Source organism: Tessaracoccus palaemonis (assembly GCF_019316905.1).
Classification (GTDB): domain Bacteria; phylum Actinomycetota; class Actinomycetes; order Propionibacteriales; family Propionibacteriaceae; genus Arachnia; species Arachnia palaemonis.
Genome location: NZ_CP079216.1, coordinates 1,342,066 through 1,364,852, shown reverse-complemented (window position 1 = coordinate 1,364,852; position 22,787 = coordinate 1,342,066). Strand labels below are relative to the sequence as shown.

Sequence of the window (22,787 nt, the reverse complement as noted above, 5' to 3'; positions counted from 1 at the left end):
CATCGAACCTCAGGCCGGCAGGAAACGCTCGGTCACGAGGTCACGGACCCCGGCGACGTCGACCCCGCCGACTCGTTCGGCCATCACTTTCACGAGACGCCTGGGCCAGAGGACGTGCACACCCCTGGTCATGAACGATCCTCCGATGAGCGGCCAGTCGGCCTCGACGAAACAGAGCACCCCGGTCACCGGGACGTCTCCGACCACGTCCCGGACGAGCCCGACCTGCTTGAGCATTCCGTCGACAAGCTTGGTGCAGTCCCGTCTCCCGACGGTGAGCTTCTCGACCCGCGGTCGGATGATGCCACCCTCGATCTTCAGATCGGGACGCCCCTTGTAGCGCTTGGCATCGATGACCCAGACGCCGCCCGTGGTCACGACGATGTGATCGATGTTCGCCCTGGTCCGAGGAATCCTCCGGTCGTGGAGCACCGCGCACGAGTGGGACGCCAGCTTGTCGAGCCGAGCACCGAGCAGTTCCTCGCCGACGGCGCCGGTCGCCCACGCCCGAGTGCTCTGCTTCTCGCTGGAGAGGGCGACGGCGATGCCCCCGAATCGGCCCCACTCCTCCCGCAGCTTCGCCTCGTCCCTGGCCTTGCGCCGCTCGTACTCGCGCCGGGCCGACGACCCTGCCACGCCAACGTCGATGGTCGCCGCATCGGCGGGAACCACAGCCTCAGGCGCCGCATGCACCTCGGGAGCCACCTCCACCGGGTCGACCGCCCGTCGCGGGACTGGAGCAGACGCGGCTCCCTGGCCCGGCTCCTCCGCAGGAGCCGGGCCGCGCACCACGTGTGCGGGCGTCGGAGAGCACCGCTCGGCCGGAGCAGAGAGAACGGCACCTGGCGCAGGACATGCCACACACCGGACAGTCTTCGTGGAGCGCTCGTAGATGGCCTCCGCCCTCGCCGGGATCGCCAGGCCGCAGATCCGACAGGAGCCTTCATACCGCAGCTTCATCTTCTTCTCATCGAGCGCCTGCTCCGACATCGACCACACTCCACCGTGCACTGACCGGCCGTGATGCCGAGTACCTAGTCAGGAGCATATCGATGGGGTCCCCTGCTCACCAGCCCCAACCTCGTCGCTGCGGGACACGGCCACTCCCTCAAGTCGACGAGCCCCTTCGCGACCATGCTCTCAGCCGCGGCGAGGATCGCCTCCCGCGGATCACGGGGTGTCCAGCCGAGCAGGCCGACGGCCTTGGCATTCGACGTCGCCTTGGCGTGGCCCAGATCGGGAACGAGCGCCCTGAGCGACGGGCTGAAGAGTCCACCCAGCCGGACGACGACGTTCGGCAGGGTCCTGGTGGGGACCCGGGAGGCCCGCTCCCCCAACTGCTGCCTGACCACGTCGCCGATCTCCCTCAGTTCGAGCGCCGGCCCGTTGGACAGGAGGAACCGCTGCCCGGCCGCGCCCGGAACGCCGAGCGCCAGCACGTGCGCCGCGGCGACGTCGCGCACGTCGACGACTGGGATGAACAGGTGGGGGAAGGCGGGAATCTGCCCCGTGAGCATGTGCAGAACCACCTCGTTGGCCCCCGAGACGTCCCTGCCGATCACCGGCCCCATCACCCCGACGGGCAGCATGGTGACCAGCTCGAGCGACGGCGCCTCGTCGCGTACGAACTGCCAGGCGGCCCGCTCGGCGATCGTCTTGCTGCGGGCGTAGGCATCGGCCCCTGGGCCGTCGAGGACGGTCCAGTCCTCCTCGGTGAAGACGTGATCCGAGTTCGGATGACCCCAGCTGTCCGCATGGAAGGCCGACGTGAGCACCACCCGCCGCACACCTGCATCCCTGGCCGCCCGCAGTACACGCAACGTCCCCTCGCGTGCAGGAACGATGACCTTGCTCTCGTCCTCCACATGGCCCGGCATCACGGGCGAGGCCACATGCAGGACGTCGTCGACGCCCGCGGTCGCCTCGGCCCACCCGTCGTCGCCCATCAGATCCGCCTGGGCGAACTCCAGGATCGCGTCCTCCGGAAGACCTGCCGACTCCAGCGAGGCGCGGACAGCCTCCTCCTTGGCCAGCGAGCGAAGCGTCGCCCGGATACGGAATCCCGACGCCGCGAGACGGAGGATGCAGTGCCCGGCGATGAATCCCGACCCGCCGGTGACGAGCACCGTCGCTCGTGTCGCGCCCTCATGTTCGCTCATGCTTACCCCTCCGCCTCGTCTCGTCGGGCACGACCCTAGACCGCACCGGTTCAAAACATGTCCTACGCGTTGTAGGTTTTGTTCTAATAGGCGTAGCTTTGGAGCATGCCCCGAGCCAACCTCACCCCCGACCTCGTCGTGGCCGCCGCAGCCGACCTCGCCGACCGCGACGGGTACGACCAGGTCACCATCTCCGCCGTCGCGCGGGATCTCGGCGTGCGACCGGCCAGCCTGTACGGGCACGTCCGGGACCTCGCCGCGCTCCTGTCGGGGATTCACCGTCTGGCGTTGACCGAGATGGGCGATGCCGTCGCGGCCGAGGTTGCGGGCAGGTCCGGGCGCGAGGCCCTGGCGGGTCTCGCCGCCGCCCACCGCGACTACGCGGCCCGGCGACCCGGCGCCTGGGCTGCCCTCCAACGCCCGGCGGACGACGCGACGGCGGCATCGCCCGAGGCGGCCCGCGTCGCCTCCCTCATCGCCGCGGTCATCCGCGGTTACCGGCTGCCGGAGTCCGACACCGTGCACGCGGTCCGGCTCGTCGGCGCCACCATCAGCGGTTTCGTCGCGCTCACCGACGCCCGCTCCTTCGCCCACCGCAGCGAGTCGGTGGACGCGTCGTGGCTGCACGCCGTCGACGCCCTCGACCGCTCCCTCACCTCATGGCCCCAGGAAGGACCCCTCGCATGATCAGCGTCCCACTGACCCCCGACCTCATCCGCGGCATCGCCGAGCTCGAACCCACCAACCGGGGGCTCGTCCTGCACCGGCTGCCGGCCTGGGTCAGGCGCCAACTCCCCGACCCGCAGCTCATGAGCATGGAGGTCCAGCCCTCGGGCGCGCGCGTCGCGTTCCGGACGACGGCCACCCGCGTCGAGCTGGAGTTCCGCACGAGCCGGGTCGCCTACATCGGCGCCGACCGCCCCAGGGGCCGGGTGGACGCCTTCATCGACGGCGTGCTCGTCACGAGCGACGAGATAACGGGCGGCGACGCGGTCGAGGTCGACCTGGTGGCCGGCACGACGGTGCCCGTCCAGGGTGACCCGCATACCACGGTGCTCGCAGGCCTGGCGCCGGCGGACAAGCTCGTCGAGCTGTGGCTCCCCAACAACGAGGCCGTGACACTCGTCGCGCTCCAGACCGACGCGCCCGTCAGCCCCGACGAGCGACCGCGTCGCCGCTGGGTGCACCACGGCAGCTCGATCAGCCAGGGCTCCGCGGCGACCAACCCCAGCCTCATCTGGCCGGCGCTCGCCGCCCGGGCGGCGGACCTGGAGCTCCGGAACCTCGGCTTCGGCGGCAGCGCCATGGCCGACCAGTGCGTCGCCCGCGTCATCCGCGACACCCCGGCGGACGTCATCAGCATCAAGCTGGGCATCAACATCGTCAACGCCGACGCCATGCGCATGAGGGCGCTCGTCCCGGCGGTGCACGGCTTCCTCGACACGGTGCGCGACGGGCACCCCGAGACCCCGCTCTTCCTCGTCACGCCGATCTACTGCCCCATCCACGAGGACACCCCCGGGCCCGGCGCGTTCGACACGTCCACCATCGGATCGCCCCAGGTGCGGTTCATCGCCACCGGCGACCCCGCCGAGGTCGCCTCGGGCCGGCTGACCCTCCGATCCATCCGCGACGCCCTCACCCGGATCGCGGTGACGCGCAACGACCCGAACCTGTACCTCATCGACGGGCTGAGCCTCTTCGGGCCTGCCGACGAGGCGGAGCGCCCGCTGGCCGACGCCCTCCACCCGGACACCGCATCGCACGAACTGATCGGCACCCGCTTCGCGGACCAGGCCCTGGCAAGCCTGGGCTGACCCCTCAGCCGCCGAGCAGGGGCATGTCCAGGTCGTAGGCGAGGACGATCGCCCTGGCCAGGAGCACTTCCTGCTCGGAGGTCAGGTAGCCGATAGTGCGGCCCAGCAGGGACGCCGGAATCGTGACCACGTTGTCCAGCGAGATCACGCTGTCCTGATCCAGCCCGTTCGCCGGCCCGACCGCAACCTCGCTGCTCAACCCCTTGGCCGTCGAGCTGTGGGCGCGACAGTGACCTTCGTCATGGCCGCGCGGGTGGCTCAGCCCGTAGCGTCGTCGCGCCGTGCGAACATGACACCCGACAAGGAGGCTTGGCATGAACTCAGACGAGGCGCTCGAGAAGCCGATCACGCGCGACAAGGTGGAGGCGCTGGCCCGACGACGGGCCACGGACCCCACGACCGTCGCCGAGGTCCTCCACCCCGGCTTCAACGCCGACCCCGTATCGGGCGGATTCGCCTTCGCCTCGGACCGCGAACTGCTCGTCTACAACGTCGACGGAAGCCGCATGTACGCCCTGACCGGCACCAACCCGGACGAACTCTCCTCTCGCGTCGATCAGTGGTGGCAGGAAACCCGCCACCACAACCGGACCCTGAGCCTCGACGACGTCAGCGCCTGGCACCGCGCGGCGATCGCCGCGATCGTCGGAGGCCTCGACAGCGTCGCGTCCCTGCCCGCCGACCAGCGGGAGGGGATCTCCAACATCGACGTCGCGGACCACCTGCTCGTGACGCTGAGGCGGCATGCCAGGGAACCGACCGAACGCGCGCTCCTACGCGCGATCGCCTCCGACGACTGGCTCCTGGCCGCGCCGCGGGACAGCAACCGGGCCCACCCGTGCCCGGTGTGCGGGCGGACGGCCATCGGAACCGCCTGGCAGTACCGCAGCGTCTGCGACACCTGCTACTCCCGCGCAACCTGCAGCCACGGACGGCTCGTCGTCGGATACAACACCTCGATGGGCGGCGGATTCGAGGCACGCCACACCGACGACGACACGGTCTGCGGACAGGTCACGTGCGACCGGGTGGTGTGGGTCGACGGCCACCGGTGCCGGACGGGAGAGGCGAAGTTCGGCGGGGTCTTCGTCGGCGTGGCAGCCCCTGGCTCGCCGCTGTAGCCCCGGCCCGGCTCTACTTGTACGCCTGTGAGGCTTGTGAGGCTTGTGGACACCACTCCCAGGACGTACGCTTTCCTGTACAGGAGGTTCCTTCATGAAGACGATGAGCTACACCGAGTCCCGGGCCCGATACGCCGAGGTTCTCGATTCCGTGGTCGACGACCGGGAAGAGGTCGTCATCACCCGAGCCGGCCACGACCCGGTAGTCATCGTCTCCCTGGAGGAGTACGAGGCCCTCAAAGAGACCGCCTATCTCCTGCGCTCCCCCGCGAACGCACGGCGCCTTCTCGACGCGATGGAGCGGCTGGAGGGCGGCCGCGGCGAACCCCACGACCTGATCGCCGCCGACTGACCATGCTGTTGGTGTGGGACCAGAACGCCTGGGAGGACTACCTCTGGTGGCAGGCACAGGACCGCCGGGTCCTCAAACGAATCAATGCCCTCATCCAGGACGTCTCCCGCAACGGCAACGAGGGAATCGGAAAGCCGGAGGCCCTCAGGCACGACTTCGCCGGCTACTGGTCACGCCGCATCACCGAGGAGCATCGCCTCGTCTACAAGATCGTCGGCGATGAAATCCGGATCGCCGCCTGCCGCTACCACTACGGGCAGTGAGCGACACAAGGACAGGGCCACCGGTGGTGGTCAGCGTGGCGTGTCGAAGGCTCGTCTGGTCATCACCGCTGTCACGCTCGGGCATCGCCGGTTGCCGAGGTCGCCCGCGCCTACGGCGTGGTTCGTTCCCGGCGCTACGTCCTCCTGACCCGGTACCGCGCCGAGTGCGAGCCCGCTCCCGAGCACCCATCGCCCGCCCACACGCGACGCCCGGCGAAGTGGTCGACCTCGTGCTGGAGCTTCGCCGAAAGCTCTCCTCACTCTGGCCTGGACACCGGCGCGGAGGGACTACTGCCCATGACGTGCGTCAGCTACTCGTGTGCAGCCGCTACCCTTCTCGACCGATGATCGTCATGGGCGAGTACAGCCATCATCAGGGGTTCGCCCGAAAGGCCCCCTCCTTGAGGTAGCTCGGGAATATCCCGACAGGAGTCATCCATAATGCGAAAAACAGCGTTCCAAACACCAGCGACCAGAGCAGTCCACCCCAAGAAGGTTGGTACAGAAGTTCAATCCTGAACGCCACAGCCAAGTAAGTGCACCCCGCCTGAGCGAGTGCGAGACTCAGGCTGGGGGGCCTCATGGCATAGATCACACCCCAGACCACGCAGAGAGCGATGACCGGCCAAGCGTACCAACCAACCGTCGGCACAGCAGAGACAAGCCCCCATGCACCGATTGCTACACCTCTCAAGATACGCATTCAGGAGACACTCCTCAGAATCTGGGAATTGCCGCAGTTAGCACTCAGGCAGAAGAAGGCTCTTTGCGGTGGTCTTCTGAATCGTCCGAACTGAGGCATTTGCTTTCATCAGCTTGAGCAGCCGTGGGGGCAGTGATACTCCTAGCACTACTGCAAACGCGATTCCATGTCTCAGGTACTTCACAGCCGCTCTCCATTGACGCGATTGCCAATCGTTACCCTTCAACCGCCAATCTAGCGAACCCATAATGCTTTTGTGGCTCTTCGTACCTGAGCGTGGGGTGAGCGTGGATCCGGCGGCGGGCGTGTCGGGGGGCGGGAGGGGGTCGAGGCCCTCAAGAATCGGGGTTACCACACCACCTGATCTTCAAGGACCTCGACGATGCCCGATCCTACGTCCTGCTGCCGTGCCGGCGGCGGCTACTGCCAGCGCTGTGACCTTCTGCTGGGGTTGCCCGGGCTCCACGTGACCGGTGTCCATCGCGACGACGCGGGGCTTCGGGTTGAGGTCGAGTCCCGGCTGCCGGGGGTGATGGGTTGCCCGACATGTGGGGTCGTGGCGCATGCGCATGGCCGGCAGCGGGTGGAGTTGATCGACGCTGCCTGTTTCACGGCGCCGGTGCGGTTGTGGTGGCGGAAACGACGATGGCTGTGTCCGGAGCCGTCGTGTCCGGTGACCTCGTTCATGGAACAAGACCCCGACGTGGCGCGGCCCAGAGCGTTGCTCACCGCTCGGGCGACATCGTGGGCGGTCGGGCAGATGCGCCGCGAGAACGCTTCGGTTCAGGGTCTTGCCCGTCAGCTGGGTTGTGCTTGGAAGACGCTGTGGCGAGCCGTCAAACCGATCCTTGAAGCAGCCGCCGACGATGAGTCGCGCTTCGCCGGTGTCACCACGCTGGGTGTTGACGAACACATTTGGCATCACGTCTCGACCAGGCCTGTCGAGCAGGGTGGACGCGGCCCGAAGGAGTTCACCGGCATGGTTGATCTCACCCGCGACCAGCACGGACACGTCCGGGCGCGGCTCCTTGATCTGGTCCCGGGTCGTTCCGGCGAGGCCTACACGTCGTGGCTGAAGGCCCGCGGCGACACGTTCCGCGAAGGCGTCGACATCGCCACCCTGGACCCATTCCACGGCTACAAGAACGCCATCGACGACCAGTTGGAGGACGCCATCGCGGTGATCGACGCCTTCCACGTGGTCAAGCTCGGCACGACCGCGGTCGACGAGGTCCGCCGCCGGGTCCAGCAAGACATCCACGGCCACCGCGGCCGCAGACACGATCCGCTGTATCGGATCCGCAACCTACTGCGCGCCGGCCGGGAACACCTCACCGACCGGCAGAAGACACGCCTCGAGACCGCGTTCACCGCCGACGACCGACACGTCGAAGTCGAGGTCGCCTGGCACTGCGCCCAACAGCTCCGCTCGGTCTACCACCAGCCCAGCCACGCCGACGGCCGCAGGGTCGCAGAGCAGATCCTGGCCACGTTCCCGTCGTGTCCGATCCCGGAGATCGCCCGCCTCGGCCGGACCCTGAACCAGTGGCGAGACGCGTTCCTGGGCTACTTCACCACCGGCGGCGCCAACAACGGCGGAACCGAAGCCATCAACGGGTTGATCGAACTCGCCCGCCGCGTCGCCCGAGGATTCCGCGACCCCGATAACTACCGCCTCAGAATGCTCCTCATCGGCGGCGGTCTACGACTATGACCCCACGCTCAGGTCCGAAGAGCCGCTTTTGTCCAGGGCCGGTTTCGTAAGCCTGTCCGTGCGGCGCACTCGCCGCGATGTGGGCGGGGTCAGTGGTCGGAGCGGCGGGGTCGGGCGAGCAGCATGACCGTTGCGTCGCCGACGAAACACCAGCCCTGCGCCCAGCACTCAGCCCGCACAGACATCACAGATCACTCCCCTGATGGGTAGAGCGATCCCGGCGGGAGCCACTGATGATGAACACCGCGTCGCCCAACCGGCACGTCGCAGGCCAGCGTTTTACTGGAGGGGAGGCAGGACCCAACGCGGTGCCTGCCGCCCCACCGAGCTGGGGGTGACCGGCCCACCGCAGGGCAGCGGACGAACCCCTGCAAGGGCGCGCCCGCAACAAAGCCGGCAGAAGGCCTGCCCAGTGGCGAGCCACTGGGAGGGACCTCCATGGTCCACCTGCCCAACTGATCCCGATGCCCCACGACCGGATCGCTGCCTCCCCCTACCACTACAGACAATGAGCGACGCGAACGCTCTCAGGGGCGAAAAGCAGAAGTCCCGATCAGCCTGTTGGCTGATCGGGACTTCGATTTGTAGCGGGGACAGGATTTGAACCTGTGACCTCTGGGTTATGAGCCCAGCGAGCTACCGAGCTGCTCCACCCCGCGTCGGCTCAATGAACTATACAGACTCCCTGACGGGGGCACAAATCGGCGGTGCCGTCTGGTCTGGCTCCCGGTTCGTTGAGCACTTCGACAAGCTCAGCACAGGCACTGTCGGGGCTCCTGAGCCTGGCGGAGGGGCCTACCCGCAAGACGCCTCGCTGCGCTCGGCGCCCTTCGACAAGCTCAGGGAACCGGAGGGGGCTCAGGAACCGGAGGGGGCTCAGGAACCGGAGGGGGCTCAGGGAACCGGAGGGGGTGCCAGTGACCCGTCTCGCTCCGCTCGACGCCCTTCGACGAGCTCAGGGAACCGGAGGCGGCTCAGGGAACCGGGACAAGCTCAGGGACCTGATCAGGCGAAGAGCGACTCCCCCACCCAGTGGCCCTCGCTCGTCGCGCCGGGCGGGACGAGGAAGACCGCCGACCCGGTGGTCTTGAGGTATTCGACGAACATGTCGTCGCGGGCCATGTTGCGGTGCACCGTCGCGAACCGGTCGGGAGACCTCACGAACCCGATGAAGAACAGGCCCGCGTCGAGCCGGCCCTGCGCGTCGTTGCCGTCGACGAAGTTGTACCCGCGCCGGAGCATGGCGATGCCGCCGTTGTTGTCCGGGTGCGTGCGGGCCACATGGGACCGGGGGTCGATCAGGGGCTGACCGTCGGCTCCGGCCTTGGCGAAGTCGGGGGCCGTGAACTCCGTGCCGCCCGACAGCGGGGCCCCCTCGCGCTTGTCGCGGCCCGTGACGCGCTCCTGCTCCTGGAGTTGCAGCGAGTCCCAGACCTCGACCGTCATGGCGATCCGGCGGGCGACGAGGTAGGTCCCACCGACGGCCCACCCTTGCGACGCGCCCTCCGGGATCCACACGTGCTCGTCGATGCGGTCGGGCTCCTCGGCCTTCAGGTTGTTCGTGCCGTCCTTCTGCCCGAACAGGTTGCGGGGCGTCGTCTGCGTCGTGGAGGTCGACGACGTGCGGCCGAACCCCAGCTGGGACCACCGCAGGACGGCCCGGCCGAAGGCGAGCCGCGTGAGGTTCCGGATCGCATGCACCGCCACCTGCGGGTCGTTGGCGCAGGCCTGGATACACAGGTCACCGCCGGAGCGCTCGACGGCGAGGAAGTCGTTGACCATCTTCGGCAGGGTCGTGAACTCGTCGGGAAGGCGGTCGGCCAGGCCGAAGCGGTCGGCCCCGTCGGCGTCGAGGAACAGGCTGCGGCCGAACCCGAAGGTGACCGTCAGCCCCGAGGCGCCGAGGCCGGCCGCCTCGCCCGTGTCGTCGGGCGGCAGGTAGGCACCCCCGTCGAACGCCCCGGTCGCCGACACGTCGATGCCCAGCATCAGGCGGCTCGCCGCGTAGCTCCAGTCCTGCAGCAGCTCGATGAGGTCGTCGCGGGTCATGTCGTCGGCCACGTCGAAGGCAGCGAAGTGCAGCCGGTCCTGGGCCGGGGTCACGATCCCGGACTGGTGGGCACCGTGGAAGTCGTAGACGAGGTCGCCGCCACCCTCCGAGGTGGAACCGGACGAGGAGCCCAACGACCACCCGGTGGCCAGGCCCGCCGCGAGGCCCGCCCCGCCGGTCCCGGTCAGGGCGAGCATCCCCCGCCTGGAGAGCGCCATCGTCAGGAGATCCCGAGGACCGCGTTGGTGAGCCGGCTCAGCGGCTCCCGGACGGCGTCCAGCTTGGCCGTGAGCTCCTTGCGGCCCGCGTCGTCGACCGTGTCGTAACTGACGAAGCCCTCGTCGAGGCTGCCGTACGTGGCCAGCTCCGTCTCGAGTGCCGCGTAGGCGTCCGAGATCTCCGACACGAGCTCCTTGCCCTCGTCGCCCTTGCGCTCGGCGATGGGCGCGACGAGGTCGAAGGCGATCCTCGAGCCCTCGAGGTTGGCCTGGAAGTCCCACAGGTCCTTGTGGCTCCACCAGTTCTCCTCGCCCGTGACCTTGCCGACGGCGATCTCCTCCAGCAGACCCATCGCGCCGTTCGACACGGTGGCGATGGTGATCTGCTGGTCGGCGATGAAGTCCGGGTCGTGCACGGCGTCGTACAGCTTGTCGACGTCCGCGACCAGGGTGTCGCCGAGCTCCTTGCGGGTCGCGTCGTCCGACGGCTCCCAGCCCTCCAGCGCCGAGCTGCCGTCGGGCTGCAGGTCGCCGTCCGCCGGCGGCCACAGGTCCTTCTCGATGCGGTGGAACCCGAGCCACTGCGTGAACGTCGGGTCGTCCTGCTCGAGAAGGTCGGCCTCGGCCAGGTAGTCGATCTCGCGGTAGTCGATGCGCGGATCCAGCACGCCGAGCGTCTCGGCGACCGGCTCGATGCGCTCGTAGGGCACGCGGACCTGCGCGTACAGCTCGCGCGCGGTGTCGTCGTCGCCCCCGACATACGCGTCGACGAACTTCTCCGCCTGCGGCTGCAGCTCGGCCACCTGGTCCTTGACGAAGTTGATGTAGTCGGCGACCGCCTGATCGAACAGCTCCTGGTCCTCGCCACTCAGCTCGACCTCGTCGCCCGTGACCGTGAACTCGGCCTCGCCGACGTTGGCGCCCCGCATGCCGGGCTTGCACGCCGTGTAGTAGGTGCCGGGCTGCAGCGTGACGGTGAGGCTGGCCTCCTGCCCCGGCGCGATGTTCTCCCGCTCCGAGACGATGCGCAGGTGGTCGTCGGCCAGCACGTAGAACTCGGTGATCTGGTCACCGGAGTTGGTGATGGAGAAGCTCGTGGCGCCGCTGGCGTGCGTCGCCTGCGAGACCTCGCACGCGTCGTCGGTGGACGTCACCGCGATCACCTCGGCGGCAGTCGTCCCGTCGGCGGCCGGTTGATTCTCGACGCAGCCGGTGAGCGCGACGGCGGCCCCGGCCAGCAGGGTGGTGGACAGTACGGTCCATGACGTGGCCATGGTTCCTCCTCAGGGATCAGTGGACGGCGCGGGTCCGTCGGACGAAGGCGGGGACGACGAGGGCGAGGTACAGCGCCCAGGCGGTGACCTCGAGCCAGGACATCAGCGGCGTGAAGCCGACGGTGCCCTTGAGGACGCCGGCCAGGAGGCCGGCGGGGTCGATGACGTCCTCCAGGTCGAACGCCCAGCCGAAGGGGTAGGCGGCGGCCCAGAAGGGCGAGGTGGTGAATCCGACGAGCACGTCGCCGGTCGTCGCGTCGGTCGGGGTGATCGGCGCGCCCGAGAAGGGGCCGGGCAGGAACCGGGCCTCCTGGAGATCGTGGACGGCGTAGGCGAGGATGCCGGCCGCCAGCACCACGAGGAGGGCGCCGGTCACGGTGAAGAAGCGCCCGAGGTTTATGCGCAGCATCCCCCGGCTCAGCGCGACGCCGAGGCCCACCGCGACGAGGATGCCGACGACCGCCCCGAGCAGCGCGACGGGCGTGACAGCCCAGCCCCACAGCATCAGCGTGGTCTCGAGCCCCTCGCGGCCGACAGTGACCAGCGCGAGCCAGAAGATCGCGGCGCCGGACCCTGTGATCATCGCCCGCCCGGCGTCGGCCTCGAGGTCCTTCTTCATGGTCCGGCCGGCCTTCATCATCCAGAAGACCATGCCGGTGACCATCGCGACGGCCAGCATCGACAGTGAGCCTCCGAGCAACTCCTGTCCCTCGAAGCTCAACCCGTAGCGGCCGAAGGTCAGCACGGCGCCGAGCACGAGTGCCACCGCGACGGCGATCCCCACGCCCCACCAGATGCGGCCACGCAGATCCGGGCGACCGGCCCTTGTCACGTAGGCCAGCAGGATGCCGATGATCAGCGAAGCCTCGAGGCCCTCGCGCAGGCCGATCAGGAACGTGGCGACGAACACCGGCACCCCTCCCTCAATTAGCCAAGGCTTACCTTCCTAAAAAGGGAACCTACTCGTCACCCTCTCCCTGCGCAAATGAGTCTCACGGCGACCGGGCCCAGGCAGCGAAGCGGCGCCGCCCCGGTGAGGGGCGGCGCCGTGTGAGGTGGGAGGGCCTGAGTGTCAGGCCGGGCGGGTCTCCAGCGCGCGGGTGAGCGACGGGTCGCGCTCGACGACGTCGCCGAGGGCCTCGTCGATGCGGGCCATCAGCTCGGCGGGGATGACGACGCCGCTGGCCTTCACGTTCTCGGCGATCTGCTCCGGGCGCGAGGCGCCGATGATCGCGGCGGCCAGGTTGTCGTTCTGGAGGACCCAGGCGACGGCCAGCTGGGCCATGGTCAGGTCCAGCTCGTCGGCGACGGGCTTCAGCTTCTGCACGCGGGTGAGCACGTCGTCGTTCATGAAGCGGGAGATCATGCCGGCGCCGCCCTTGGTGTCGGTGGCGCGCGAGCCGGCGGGGGCGGCCTGCCCGGGCAGGTACTTGCCGGTCAGCACGCCCTGCGCGACGGGCGACCAGACGATCTGCGACATGCCCTCCTCGCGGGAGGCGGGCACGACCTTGTCCTCGATCACGCGCCAGAGCATGGAGTACTGCGGCTGGTTCGAGACGAACGGGATCTTCAGCTCGCGCGCCAGCGCGGCGCCCGCATGGATCTGCTCGGCGGTCCACTCGCTGACGCCGATGTACAGGGCCTTGCCCTGGCGGACGATGTCGGCGAACGCCGTCATCGTCTCCTCGAGCGGCGTCTCGACGTCGTAACGGTGCGCCTGGTAGAGGTCCACATAGTCGGTGCCGAGCCGCTTCAACGAGCCGTTGATCGACTCCATGATGTGCTTGCGCGACAGGCCGGTGTCGTTGGGGCCCTTGGGGCCGACGGGCCAGTAGACCTTGGTGAAGATCTCCAGCGATTCGCGTCGCTCGCCCGCCAGCGCCTCGCCCAGCACCGACTCCGCGGCGGTGTTGGCGTACACGTCGGCCGTGTCGAAGCTGGTGATGCCGGCGTCGAGGGCCGCTCGGACGCACTTCTTCGCCGTCTCGTTCTCCACCTGGGAGCCGTGGGTGAGCCAGTTGCCGTAGGTGATCTCGGTGATCTTGAGTCCGGAATTGCCGAGGTAGCGATACTTCATGGGCACCACGCTACCCCGGCCCGGGAGACGGGCGCACGCCGACTAAACCCGATAGTCTCGCGCCCATGACCCAGCCCCTGCCAGGCTACGAGCTGGCCACCACGACCCTCGACAACGGCCTCCAGGTGACGGTCGCCCCGGATGCGGACGCGCCGGGCGTCGCGGTCAACCTGTGGGTCGAGGTGGGATCGGCCGATGAGGCGGCGGGTCGCACCGGCTTCGCCCACCTGTTCGAGCATCTGATGTTCCAGGGGTCGTCGGAGGTCGGCTCCGGCGAGCACATGGCGACGATCGAGGCCATGGGTGGAACCGTGAACGCCACCACCTCCAGCGACCGGACCAACTACTTCGAGACCGTCCCCCGCGGTGGCCTCGACCTCGCGCTGTGGCTGGAGGCCGACCGCTTCGCGAGCCTCGCCATCACGCCCGAGAACTTCGAGGCGCAACGCCAGGTCGTGAAGGAGGAGAAGCGCCAGCGCTACGACAACCAGCCCTACGGCGACCTGCTCGAGCTCCTCGTCGCGCAGCACTTCACCGACGACCACCCCTACGGTCACCTGACGATCGGCTCCATGCAGGACCTCGACGACGCCTCGCTCGGCGACGTGTCCGGATTCTTCGACTCCTGGTACGGGGCGTCGAACGTGCGGCTGGTGCTGTGCGGCCCCGTCAGCCCCGACGAGGGGTTCACGCTGGCCGACCGCTTCCTCGGCGGCCTCCCCGCCGTCGAGAAGCGGCACCGGGCCCAGCAGCCGCACTCGGGTCTCGTCGACCCGCAGAGCACCACGGTGCTGCGCCGGGTGCCCCACACCCTCACCTACCTGTCGTGGGCGCTGCCGCCCGCGACACACCGGGAGCTGCCCGCCCTCGATCTCGCGCTGGCGATCCTCGCCGACGGTTCCACGTCGCGGCTGCACCGCTCGCTGGTCCGCTCCGGCGACCTCGCCCACGAGGTGCACGGCGCCATCCTCGGCCACCGCAGCGCGCCGTCCATCGGCACCGTGCTGGGTCGGCCCACCTACGACACCAGCTCCCCCGCGCTCGCGGAGTCCATCCTGCAGCAGGTCGCCCGCTTCGCGGAGGACGGCCCGACGGGCGCTGAACTCGAGCGCGCGCAGGCCCAGTACGAGCGCGACTGGCTCTGGGAGCTGGCCACCACCAGCGGCCGCGCCGACGCCATCAACGAGTCCTGGCAGCTGCGCGGCACACCGGAGGCGCTGAACTCCCACCTCGGGGACGTGCTCTCGCTCACCCCCGACGATGTCCGCATCGCCGCCGCGCGCTGGCTGCGGGCCGATGACGCACACCAGCTCCACTACCTCGCCGAGGACGCCCGATGAACCGCCCCGCCGTCACGCACTCCCGGACCTGGGAGTTCCCGGTCCCCCACGTCACCCGGCTCGGCAACGGACTGGACGTGTGGTACTTCCCCATGCCCGGCCAGCACATCTCGTCCTTCGACCTCGTGCTGCCCGCGTCGCTCGCCGACGAGCCGACCACCGCCGAGGGCGTCGGCGCCGTCGCCCTCAACTCCAGTGACGAGGGCACCCTCGCCCACCCCGACGGCGCCGTCGGGGAACTGCTGGAGGCCCGCGGGGCGACGCTGCACGGGGCAGCCCACTACCACTACACGACGTTCGGCGGGGTCGCGCCCTCGACGCGGCTGGGCGGCGTGCTGCCTCTGTTCCTCGAGGTGCTGCGCGAGCCGGAGTACGCCGAAGCCGACGTGGCCCACCACGTGGAGGGCCTGACCGCGGCGTTCGACTCGAAGGTCGCCACGCCCGAGGCCGCCAACCGGATGGCGCTACGCGCCGCGCTGTTCGGCGGCGACCACCGCGAGGGAAGGCCCGCCACCGGCACACCCTCGACGCTGCTCACGATCACGCCCGCCGACGTCCGCGCCTGGCACCGCGCGCACTACGGGCCGGCCGGCGCGACGCTGCTGATCGCCGGAGCCACGGCCCCCGACGCGTGGTTCCCGCTGCTGGAGGCCTGGTCGGGCCAGGCAGGTCCGGCTCCCCGCCCGACGCCGGCGCCGACCCTGCCGCCGTCGGTGGTGGTCGTCGACCAGCCGGGCGCCGTGCAGGCGACCATCTCGCTCGCCACGCGCACCCCCACCCGGGACGACCCCCGCTGGCCGCAGCTGCGCGTCGCCGGGCACGCGGTGGCCGGAGCCTTCGCGTCGCGGCTGAACCTGGAGCTGCGCGAACGCCTCGGCTACAGCTACGGCATCGGCGGCGGCTTCTCCCCCGGCGTCGCCGAGGGCATGCTGCTGGTCGGCGGCAGCGTCCGCACCGAGGTCGCCGGCGACTCGGTCGCCCGGCTCCTCGACGGCCTGGCGCTGGTCGCGGCCCTGACCGACGAGGAGGTCGCGGATGCCCGCAACTACCTGATCTCGGTGGCCCCGCTCGCCAACGAGACGTCGTCGGACATCGTCGCCCAGGCGTCAGCGCTCGCCGCGGCGGGGCTCGCACCCGGCTACCTGCACGCACACTTCGCGCAGCTGGCCCGTGTCACGCCCGGCGAGGCGACCGCCGCGTGGCGCGACGTCGTCACGCCTGACCAGGTCACGATCGCCGTCAACGGCGACGCGGACTCCCTGCTGCCGGCCCTGGCCAGGCTCGGGCTTGCTCCGCAGGTCGTGGACCTGCGGAGCTGGAGCTGACGAGGCGGCTCAGTTGTCGAGGGCCTTTGCGGCCTCGGCAACCTTCTCCTCGGCGTTCGTCATGGCCTCCTGGTATGCCGCGAGATCGCTCGCCTTGAGCGCCTCGTCGGCCTTCACGAAGTAGGCCTCGGCCTCGTCGAGGAGCTGTCGGGCCCTGGACTTGTCGCCGGACTCGTCGTCCGAGGTGCCGGTGTCGGTGTCATCGCCCGTGCCGGTCGAACCGGCCATGTCCTCGCCGGTGTCGGCCCCCGCGTCGCCCTCGAAGACCTGGTCGAGAGCCTCCTGGAGGGTCTCGCCGATGCCGAGCTCCTCGCCGAAGCGCACGACGATGAACCGTAGCGCCGGGTAGGCACCGGTGGTGGCCGTCGTCTGCGTGTAGATCGGCTGCACGTACATCAGGCCGCCGCCCACCGGCAGCGTGAGCAGGTTGCCGTAGATGGCGGTCGCGCTCGACCCGGAGCGGTTGAACGGGAGCAGCTTCTCCGCCACCGTCGGGTTGGTCGAGATGAAGTTGTACGTCTGCCCCGGACCGGCGATCTGCTCGGAGTCGGAGAGCTTCAGCACCCGCATCCGGCCGTAGTCCTTGCTCGTCGCGTCGGCATTGACCGCCATGTAGACGCTCAGATTCTCCCGGTCCTTCGGCACGAACACCGTCGTGTTCGCGAAGTGCGGATCCTCGTCATTCGGCCATCGGATGGTCAGGAAGTACGGGGGCTCCTTGGTGCCGGACTCCGACCCGTTGACCGGATCGTTGGGCACCTGCCAGATGTCCGACTGCGAGTACCAGGTCTGGGCGCTGGTGGTGTGGTAGCGGCCGAGCATCTCGCGCTGGGACTTGAACAGGTCCTGCGGGTAACGCAGGTGCGACAGCAGCGACGCGGGGATCTCGTCCTTCGGGGTCACGACGCCGGGGTAGGCCTTCTCCCACGTCTTGAGGATCGGGTCCTCGCTGTCCCACTCGTACAGCGTCACGGTGCCGTCGTAGGCGTCGACGACCGCCTTGACGGAGTTGCGCACGTAGTTGACCTGCTGGCCGATCAGGAGGCTGTCGGCCGACGTCCGCGAGTCCGAGATCGCCGTGGTCCAGTCCTGGCGCGTGGAGTTCGGATAGTTCTGCGTCGTGGTGTACGCGTCGATGATCCACACGATCTTCCCGTCGACGACGCTCGGGAAGGGGTCGGAGTCGATCGTCAGCCACGGCGCGGCGGCCTTCACCCGGTCGACCGGCACCCGGTTGTCGAGGATGCGCGACTCGGCGTTCACACGGTCGCTCAACATCATGTTGATGTCCCCGTAGCGGATGGCGTACGCGGCACGCGTGAGGTAGTTGCCGATCGGCACCCCGCCGGATCCGGTGTAGGTGTAGAGCGACTCCGTGCGTCCCTCGCCGCCTGAGGGGGTGTCGAGCTCGACGGGATCCTGTCCCTGGGGGGCTCCGACGATGACGTAGTAGTCGGTGCGCTCGCCGAAGTAGATGCGGGGTTCGTGCTCGGGCAGCAGCCCGGTCGTCGGGATGCCCCCGGAGAAGAACACCGGCTCGCCGTTGGCCTGGCGCTGGTTGCCGTAGGCCGCGACCATGCCGTAGCCGTGCGTGTACACGGTGCGGCGGTTGTTCCAGGTGTCGCCCGACTCGACGGAGCCCAGATCGAGCTCGCGGACGGCCACCACCGAGTCGGTCGATCTTCCGTCGATGACGTAGCGGTCGACGTCGAGCGTGGAGGGGAACGTGTAGTAGCCGCGGACCTGCTGCAGCTGCTCGAATGTGCGGGGCACGATCGTCGGGTCGATCAGGCGGATGGCCGGCAGCGCCTCCGCGTCGGCGCGGAGCTGGCCGGCGCTGACGGTGGTCGTCGCCTCGTAGTCCTCGATCTCGACCTTGTCGATGCCGAACGCGAAGCGCGTCGCCTCGATGTTGCTCGAGATGTAGTCACGCTCCTTGTCCGGCTCATCGGGGGCGACCACGAAGCTCTGGATCAGGAAGGGGTACAGCATGCTGAGCAGCAGTGTGGAGACGATCAGCAGCGCGATGGAGGCGCCGGGCACGCTCCAGCGGACCCGCCACACGTTGAAGAAGCACGCCGCGGCGCAGATGAAGCAGATCGCGGCCAGGATCAGCCCGATGGGCATGCGTGCTGTCGCGTCGGCGTAGTTGACACCGGTGAACAGGGTGTTGTCGCTGACGGACAACGCGACCCTGTCCAGCAGGGTGTTGGCGCCGATCAGCAGCATGACGATCCCCAGCATCAGCGACAGCTGGCGCTGCGCACCGACGCTCACGGGCGAGTTGCCCACCCGACGCAGCGCGACGGAGTTGAGCGAGCCCGTCATGAAGTGGACGCCCAGAGCGAAGATGCCGCCGGCGATGAAGGCGAACATCAGGTATCCGACGACGAACTGCAGCCACGGCAGCGTGAAGACGTAGAAGCCGGCGTCGAGCCCGAAGTACGGGTCGCTCCTGCCGAACGGAGTGCGGTTCCACCAGGCAAGGAAGATCTCGGTCATACCGAGGGCCGACAGGCCCCCGAGGACGCCGAGCAGGGCCGCCGGCACGGCCATCAGCAGGCCGGAGCGCTCGTCGAGGACGTCGCGCAGCTGGACGAGGAACTCCGAGTCGAGGTTGGCCCGACGCACCTTCGGACGCAGCCGGTACGCGATCCGTGCGCTGAAGAAGACCACGGCGAACAGCAGGGCGCCGAACCCGACGAGCAGCCCGATCTGGGCAGCCAGCCGCGTTGTGAAGACCGTGGCGAAGTCGATGCTCCTGAACCACAGGTAGTCGGTGGCGACCCTGGACGCGATCACCGCCAGCAGCACCAGGAGGCCGACGATCACCACCGTCCACAGCAGCGGGCCCCTGCGGGGGGCGTCCTGGATGGCCTCGTCGCTCATTCGACCACGCTCCTGAAGGTGTTGAGCAGCGCCTCGCCCAGGCCCGGCACCAGGTTCTCGGCACCCAGCAGTTCGTCGGGCTCCGAGACGACGCGAGCGAGCCCGTGTCTGGTGCCGTCCCGCAGCACGCCGACCACGACGCGCACGTCGGAGCGCTCGGGGTGCTTCGCGACGAACTCCGCGGCCTCGGCCGGGTCCTCGGGCACGTCAGCCTCGTACTTGGCGGGCAGGAACGCACGCTCCAGAGCGAGTGCGCATCCCTCGACGGTGTCCGGCCAGAAGATCGCCTCGAGGCGCTCCTCGAGATCGTCTCCGACGTGGAACTCGTCCTGTTCGATGGCGGTCAGCGCGTCGAGCGACGCCTCCGGGACGCGGCCGACGAGCTGGGGCTCCACCTCCAGCAGCGTCGCGGTGGTCACGAGCGCGAACAGGCGCGCCGGCTGGTCCCAGCCGGCGGTCGAGACGTGCCGCTCGATGTCCATCAGGCAGGCGATGAGGGGGTTCTGGTCAGCCACAGACGGGCACCTCCGCGGTGTTGGATTCGTTGATGAGTTGCAGCGCAGAGATGGCGTCCTTGAGGGTGGCCACGGACACCAGCGTCAGCGGTGTGTCGAGATCTCCGACGTCGTCGCAGTTCCCCTCGGGCACGAGGAAGACGGTGGCACCGTCACGTTCGGCGCCCTTGATCTTCTCCCTGATCCCGCCGATGTTGCCGACCCGGCCGTTGGGGTCCATGGTCCCCGTTCCCGCCACGACGCGGTCGGAGATCAGCTGGCCATCGGTGATGCGGTCGTAGATGCCGAGCGCGAAGACCAGGCCCGCGCTCGGGCCGGTCACCGAGCTGTCCACGTTGAACGTCACGACGGGGTCGTACTGGTAGCCGGTGTCGATGCTGATGCCCACGATCGGCAGCTTCGCGTCGGTGGGGCTGGCGTCGCTCGTCACCGAGACGGTCAGCTCGCTCCCCTCGCGCAGCACGTCAAAGACGATGGCGTCGCCCACCTCATGCGTGCTGATCTGGGCGGCCACCTCGTCGCGGCTGGTCACGGGAATGGTGTCGACGGCCGTGATGAGGTCCCCGGGCTGCAGCTTCTCCGCGCTGGGGCCGGACATCGTGACCGACGCCACCCGGGGAAGCTCGGTGACCTTGATCCCGTCGGCCCGCAGCGCCGCGACGGTCGCGTTGCTCCTGGACGTGTCCATGCTGGCCACGGCCTCGCTCTGCACCTGCTCCGTGGTCTTGCCGGGGGGGTAGATGACCTCGCGCGGCATGGCGTCGGAGCTCGGGTCGAGGAAGACGTAGATCGCCTCCGGCAGGCTGAGCGACGAGTCGACGCGCGTGGCCGACACCGTCGTCATCAGCAGTGAGCCCGACGCCTCGAAGCTCTGCAGTCCGGTCACGTCGATGACGGGACCCGAGTCCGTGGCGGCCAGTACATCCAGCGTCTGTCCCGGACGCCACGCGACATAGGGCGCGGGGATCAGTACCAGTGCGGCGGCGAGCGCGGCGAACAGCAGCGACGACACGATCGCCAGCGCGTTACGTGACACGGTCCCGCTCCTCACCGCTGTGTATTGACTGTGCAAGGGGCGTCGACGATGGCCCCATGACTGTCCATGACCCTATCAACCCCGCCAAGGCCCACTCCCACCCGCTTGCACCGTGGGGAACAATGGAGCCGGTAGGAGGGATCCATGTCCAGCAACAACCCGTTCGGGCCGTTCGACTTCGAGCAGCTCCGCAAGATGCTCGAGCAGCTCGGCCTCGGTGACGCCGACCAGCTCAACCTCGAGGACCTGATGGCCCAGGTCAGCAGGATGAGCCAGAGTGGCCTCATGTTCGGCATGACCAATGCCGACAAGGATCCGGAGGCGGCGTGGCGCACGACGCTGACCGCGGCCAAGGCGATCGTCGCCGAGGGCGGCGACCCCGCGTTGAGGGCCGACGAACTCAGCGCGGTGGTCGACGCCGAGCGGCTCGCCCAGTCCTGGCTGACCCCCGTCACGTCCTTCGCGGAGACCGGCCGCCCGGCGCGCGCGACCACCCGCTCCGGCTGGCTGGACGAGACCGGCGAGGGCTGGCGGGCCACCATCGAGCCGATCATCGACGGGCTGGCCGACGCGCTCGAGCGCGGCACCGCGCTGGAGGGCGACGACGAGCTCGCGCCCATGGCGCACATGATGGCGCCGATGCTGCGGACCTCCGCCTCGTTGATCTACCGCGACCGCCTCAAGCGCGAGCTGGCCGCCGTCGCCGGCGACATCCTCACCGGCACCGAGCTGGGGTTCAACCTCCTCGGCACGAGCGATGTGCTCCTGGTGCCCGCCAACGTGGCGGAGCTGACGCGCGACCTCGACGCCCCCGCGACGGACGTCGTGCTCTACCTGCTGCTGCGCGAGGCCGCCCGCCAGCGCCTGTTCCACGCGGTCGGGTGGCTCTCCCCTCAGCTCAGCGCGCTCCTCGCGCACTTCTCGCGCGAGATCACCATCGACTTCGACGCGATCGCGAGCCAGTTCCGCCCCGAGGAGATGACCGGCCTCTCCCTGGAGGACGTCGTGAAGGTCGGCGAATCCGTCAAGGGCTCCTTCTTCCGGCCGACGCGCACCCCGGCCCAGGTCGAGATCCTCGAGCGCCTCGAGGTGCTGCTGGCCCTCGTCGAGGGCTGGGTCGACCACGTCGTCGCGCAGGCCGCCGGCCCGTGGATGCCGCACGCGGCGCAGCTCGAGGAGGTCATGGGTCGCCGCCGGGCCTCCGCCAGCCCCGTGAACACCGTGTTCGCCGAGCTGCTGGGGCTCGATCTGCGGCCGCGGCTCGTCCGGGACGCGAAGAACCTCTGGGCCGCGGTCCAGCACTCCAGGGGGCAGGAAGAGCGCGACGCGGTCTGGGGCCACCCGGACCTCCTGCCGACTTCCTCGGACCTGGGCGACCCGCTCGCGTTCGCCGCCGGTGGGCTGCAGGACGGACCCGTGGAGGATGACCTGGACGCCGAGCTGCGCAGGCTGCTGGGCGAGTAGCGAATCGACGCTTGACGTGGGCGGTTGCGACGCGCCACACTTCCTGTGAGAGTCCCGGTCAGTGTGGTTCGCAGGGGAAGGCGGGCCGCACGCCGGGACTCCGCTCGTTAGGCGTCGGTCCCCCGCTCAGCGCGTGTCGCGTTGAGCGCATGGGCCTCGCGGCTACAGTGAATGCGGTAAGCCCGATCCCCGGGCACCCCAACCAAGGAGGAAATATGGCTACGGAGACCTGGGAAGGCTCTTTCTACTGCGTCAAGTGCAAGGAGAAGCGCGACGCCAAGGGCGAGGTGGTCGTCAACGCCAAGGGCACCAAGATGGCCAAGGGCAAGTGCCCGGTCTGCGGCACGAACCTCAACCGGATCCTCGGCAAGGCCTGAGCGGACCCACTTCTCGTGCGCTGATGGGCGGCGGTCGGTTACCCGACCTGCCGCCCATCACTGCGTCCGGGGGCCTGTGGTGTCCGGCGGCGC

20 protein-coding genes and 1 tRNA gene are annotated in these 22,787 nt (G+C 69.2%); 10 read left to right on the top strand and 11 right to left on the bottom strand.

The features are described 5' to 3' along the window. Positions 1-9: 9 nt before the first annotated feature. Together KDB89_RS06100 and KDB89_RS06095 are read right to left on the bottom strand one after the other, a co-directional pair. Positions 10-693 carry a nuclease-related domain-containing protein gene (locus tag KDB89_RS06100; protein WP_255556293.1) on the bottom strand — a complete coding sequence of 228 codons (684 nt, stop codon included), beginning with the start codon at positions 691-693 and terminating at the stop codon, positions 10-12. 341 nt (positions 694-1,034) lie between these two features. After that, complete coding sequence (locus KDB89_RS06095; RefSeq protein WP_219083945.1) at positions 1,035-2,159, bottom strand: NAD-dependent epimerase/dehydratase family protein; 1,125 nt, start codon at positions 2,157-2,159, stop codon at positions 1,035-1,037. Between the two features lie 105 nt (positions 2,160-2,264). Here KDB89_RS06095 and KDB89_RS06090 point away from each other — a divergent pair, with 105 nt between their 5' ends. Further along, positions 2,265-2,846 (top strand): TetR/AcrR family transcriptional regulator, encoded by a 582-nt coding sequence (locus KDB89_RS06090; RefSeq protein ID WP_219083944.1) that lies wholly within the window; start codon positions 2,265-2,267, stop codon positions 2,844-2,846. Further along, the gene (locus KDB89_RS06085) at positions 2,843-3,976 is read left to right on the top strand and encodes an SGNH/GDSL hydrolase family protein (RefSeq protein ID WP_219083943.1); all 1,134 of its coding nucleotides are present in this window, start codon (positions 2,843-2,845) and stop codon (positions 3,974-3,976) included. The genes KDB89_RS06090 and KDB89_RS06085 overlap by 4 nt, the downstream gene beginning before the upstream one ends. 4 nt (positions 3,977-3,980) lie before the next feature. Here the strand turns inward: KDB89_RS06085 and KDB89_RS06080 are convergent, their stop codons facing one another. Continuing rightward, positions 3,981-4,292, bottom strand: a complete 312-nt coding sequence (locus KDB89_RS06080; RefSeq protein ID WP_219083942.1) for a hypothetical protein — start codon at positions 4,290-4,292, stop codon at positions 3,981-3,983. On the opposite strand from KDB89_RS06080, the gene KDB89_RS06075 reads away from it, so the two are divergent. The 4 genes from KDB89_RS06075 to KDB89_RS06060 all read left to right on the top strand — a co-directional run bounded on the left by KDB89_RS06075 (position 4,291) and on the right by KDB89_RS06060 (position 8,129). Continuing rightward, a complete protein-coding gene (locus KDB89_RS06075) occupies positions 4,291-5,097 on the top strand; it encodes a hypothetical protein (RefSeq protein WP_219083941.1) in 807 nt (268 codons plus the stop codon). The genes KDB89_RS06080 and KDB89_RS06075 overlap by 2 nt on opposite strands. Positions 5,098-5,191: 94 nt before the next feature. Then, positions 5,192-5,449: a type II toxin-antitoxin system Phd/YefM family antitoxin gene (locus KDB89_RS06070; protein ID WP_219083940.1), complete on the top strand. Its 258-nt coding sequence runs from the start codon at positions 5,192-5,194 to the stop codon at positions 5,447-5,449. Between the two features lie 2 nt (positions 5,450-5,451). Continuing rightward, the gene (locus KDB89_RS06065) at positions 5,452-5,712 is read left to right on the top strand and encodes a Txe/YoeB family addiction module toxin (RefSeq protein WP_219083939.1); all 261 of its coding nucleotides are present in this window, start codon (positions 5,452-5,454) and stop codon (positions 5,710-5,712) included. A 1,085-nt stretch (positions 5,713-6,797) separates the two neighbouring features. Then, positions 6,798-8,129, top strand: a complete 1,332-nt coding sequence (locus KDB89_RS06060; RefSeq protein WP_219082186.1) for an ISL3 family transposase — start codon at positions 6,798-6,800, stop codon at positions 8,127-8,129. 585 nt (positions 8,130-8,714) lie between these two features. Here KDB89_RS06060 and KDB89_RS06055 read toward each other — a convergent pair. From KDB89_RS06055 to KDB89_RS06035, 5 genes are all read right to left on the bottom strand, one after another. Then, positions 8,715-8,788 (bottom strand) — tRNA-Met (locus tag KDB89_RS06055). Between the two features lie 346 nt (positions 8,789-9,134). Beyond that, complete coding sequence (gene efeB / locus KDB89_RS06050; RefSeq protein ID WP_219083938.1) at positions 9,135-10,397, bottom strand: iron uptake transporter deferrochelatase/peroxidase subunit; 1,263 nt, start codon at positions 10,395-10,397, stop codon at positions 9,135-9,137. Between the two features lie 2 nt (positions 10,398-10,399). Next, positions 10,400-11,671 (bottom strand): iron uptake system protein EfeO, encoded by a 1,272-nt coding sequence (efeO, locus tag KDB89_RS06045; protein WP_219083937.1) that lies wholly within the window; start codon positions 11,669-11,671, stop codon positions 10,400-10,402. A gap of 16 nt (positions 11,672-11,687) precedes the next feature. Continuing rightward, the gene (efeU, locus tag KDB89_RS06040) at positions 11,688-12,581 is read right to left on the bottom strand and encodes an iron uptake transporter permease EfeU (RefSeq protein WP_219083936.1); all 894 of its coding nucleotides are present in this window, start codon (positions 12,579-12,581) and stop codon (positions 11,688-11,690) included. A gap of 162 nt (positions 12,582-12,743) precedes the next feature. Then, complete coding sequence (locus KDB89_RS06035; protein ID WP_219083935.1) at positions 12,744-13,748, bottom strand: aldo/keto reductase family protein; 1,005 nt, start codon at positions 13,746-13,748, stop codon at positions 12,744-12,746. Positions 13,749-13,813: 65 nt separating this feature from the next. Between KDB89_RS06035 and KDB89_RS06030 the strand changes: the two genes are divergently transcribed. Further along, positions 13,814-15,088 carry a M16 family metallopeptidase gene (locus KDB89_RS06030; RefSeq protein WP_219083934.1) on the top strand — a complete coding sequence of 425 codons (1,275 nt, stop codon included), beginning with the start codon at positions 13,814-13,816 and terminating at the stop codon, positions 15,086-15,088. After that, the gene (locus tag KDB89_RS06025) at positions 15,085-16,413 is read left to right on the top strand and encodes a M16 family metallopeptidase (protein WP_219083933.1); all 1,329 of its coding nucleotides are present in this window, start codon (positions 15,085-15,087) and stop codon (positions 16,411-16,413) included. Before KDB89_RS06030 ends, KDB89_RS06025 begins: the two co-directional genes overlap by 4 nt. 9 nt (positions 16,414-16,422) lie before the next feature. Here the strand turns inward: KDB89_RS06025 and KDB89_RS06020 are convergent, their stop codons facing one another. From KDB89_RS06020 to KDB89_RS06010, 3 genes are read right to left on the bottom strand one after another with little or no spacing between them, the layout of a single operon-like run. Further along, positions 16,423-19,302, bottom strand: a complete 2,880-nt coding sequence (locus tag KDB89_RS06020) for a UPF0182 family membrane protein (protein WP_219083932.1) — start codon at positions 19,300-19,302, stop codon at positions 16,423-16,425. Further along, the gene (locus tag KDB89_RS06015) at positions 19,299-19,817 is read right to left on the bottom strand and encodes a PPA1309 family protein (protein ID WP_219083931.1); all 519 of its coding nucleotides are present in this window, start codon (positions 19,815-19,817) and stop codon (positions 19,299-19,301) included. Before KDB89_RS06015 ends, KDB89_RS06020 begins: the two co-directional genes overlap by 4 nt. After that, entirely contained in the window at positions 19,810-20,853 is a 1,044-nt protein-coding gene (locus KDB89_RS06010; RefSeq protein ID WP_219083930.1) for a YlbL family protein, read from the bottom strand. Before KDB89_RS06010 ends, KDB89_RS06015 begins: the two co-directional genes overlap by 8 nt. Positions 20,854-20,997: 144 nt before the next feature. Here KDB89_RS06010 and KDB89_RS06005 point away from each other — a divergent pair, with 144 nt between their 5' ends. Together KDB89_RS06005 and KDB89_RS06000 are read left to right on the top strand one after the other, a co-directional pair. Then, a complete protein-coding gene (locus tag KDB89_RS06005; RefSeq protein ID WP_219083929.1) occupies positions 20,998-22,317 on the top strand; it encodes a zinc-dependent metalloprotease in 1,320 nt (439 codons plus the stop codon). A 215-nt stretch (positions 22,318-22,532) separates the two neighbouring features. Beyond that, complete coding sequence (locus tag KDB89_RS06000; protein ID WP_193432368.1) at positions 22,533-22,694, top strand: DUF5679 domain-containing protein; 162 nt, start codon at positions 22,533-22,535, stop codon at positions 22,692-22,694. Positions 22,695-22,787 lie beyond the last annotated feature (93 nt).

Coding starts and splice junctions, on each gene's coding strand:
- KDB89_RS06095 (WP_219083945.1), bottom strand. CDS start 2,159: ATGAGCGAACATGAGGGCGCGACACGAGCGACGGTGCTCGTCACCGGC.
- KDB89_RS06090 (WP_219083944.1), top strand. CDS start 2,265: ATGCCCCGAGCCAACCTCACCCCCGACCTCGTCGTGGCCGCCGCAGCC.
- KDB89_RS06085 (WP_219083943.1), top strand. CDS start 2,843: ATGATCAGCGTCCCACTGACCCCCGACCTCATCCGCGGCATCGCCGAG.
- KDB89_RS06075 (WP_219083941.1), top strand. CDS start 4,291: ATGAACTCAGACGAGGCGCTCGAGAAGCCGATCACGCGCGACAAGGTG.
- KDB89_RS06080 (WP_219083942.1), bottom strand. CDS start 4,292: ATGCCAAGCCTCCTTGTCGGGTGTCATGTTCGCACGGCGCGACGACGC.
- KDB89_RS06070 (WP_219083940.1), top strand. CDS start 5,192: ATGAAGACGATGAGCTACACCGAGTCCCGGGCCCGATACGCCGAGGTT.
- KDB89_RS06065 (WP_219083939.1), top strand. CDS start 5,452: ATGCTGTTGGTGTGGGACCAGAACGCCTGGGAGGACTACCTCTGGTGG.
- KDB89_RS06060 (WP_219082186.1), top strand. CDS start 6,798: ATGCCCGATCCTACGTCCTGCTGCCGTGCCGGCGGCGGCTACTGCCAG.
- efeB (WP_219083938.1), bottom strand. CDS start 10,397: ATGGCGCTCTCCAGGCGGGGGATGCTCGCCCTGACCGGGACCGGCGGG.
- efeO (WP_219083937.1), bottom strand. CDS start 11,671: ATGGCCACGTCATGGACCGTACTGTCCACCACCCTGCTGGCCGGGGCC.
- KDB89_RS06035 (WP_219083935.1), bottom strand. CDS start 13,748: ATGAAGTATCGCTACCTCGGCAATTCCGGACTCAAGATCACCGAGATC.
- KDB89_RS06030 (WP_219083934.1), top strand. CDS start 13,814: ATGACCCAGCCCCTGCCAGGCTACGAGCTGGCCACCACGACCCTCGAC.
- KDB89_RS06025 (WP_219083933.1), top strand. CDS start 15,085: ATGAACCGCCCCGCCGTCACGCACTCCCGGACCTGGGAGTTCCCGGTC.
- KDB89_RS06020 (WP_219083932.1), bottom strand. CDS start 19,302: ATGAGCGACGAGGCCATCCAGGACGCCCCCCGCAGGGGCCCGCTGCTG.
- KDB89_RS06005 (WP_219083929.1), top strand. CDS start 20,998: ATGTCCAGCAACAACCCGTTCGGGCCGTTCGACTTCGAGCAGCTCCGC.
- KDB89_RS06000 (WP_193432368.1), top strand. CDS start 22,533: ATGGCTACGGAGACCTGGGAAGGCTCTTTCTACTGCGTCAAGTGCAAG.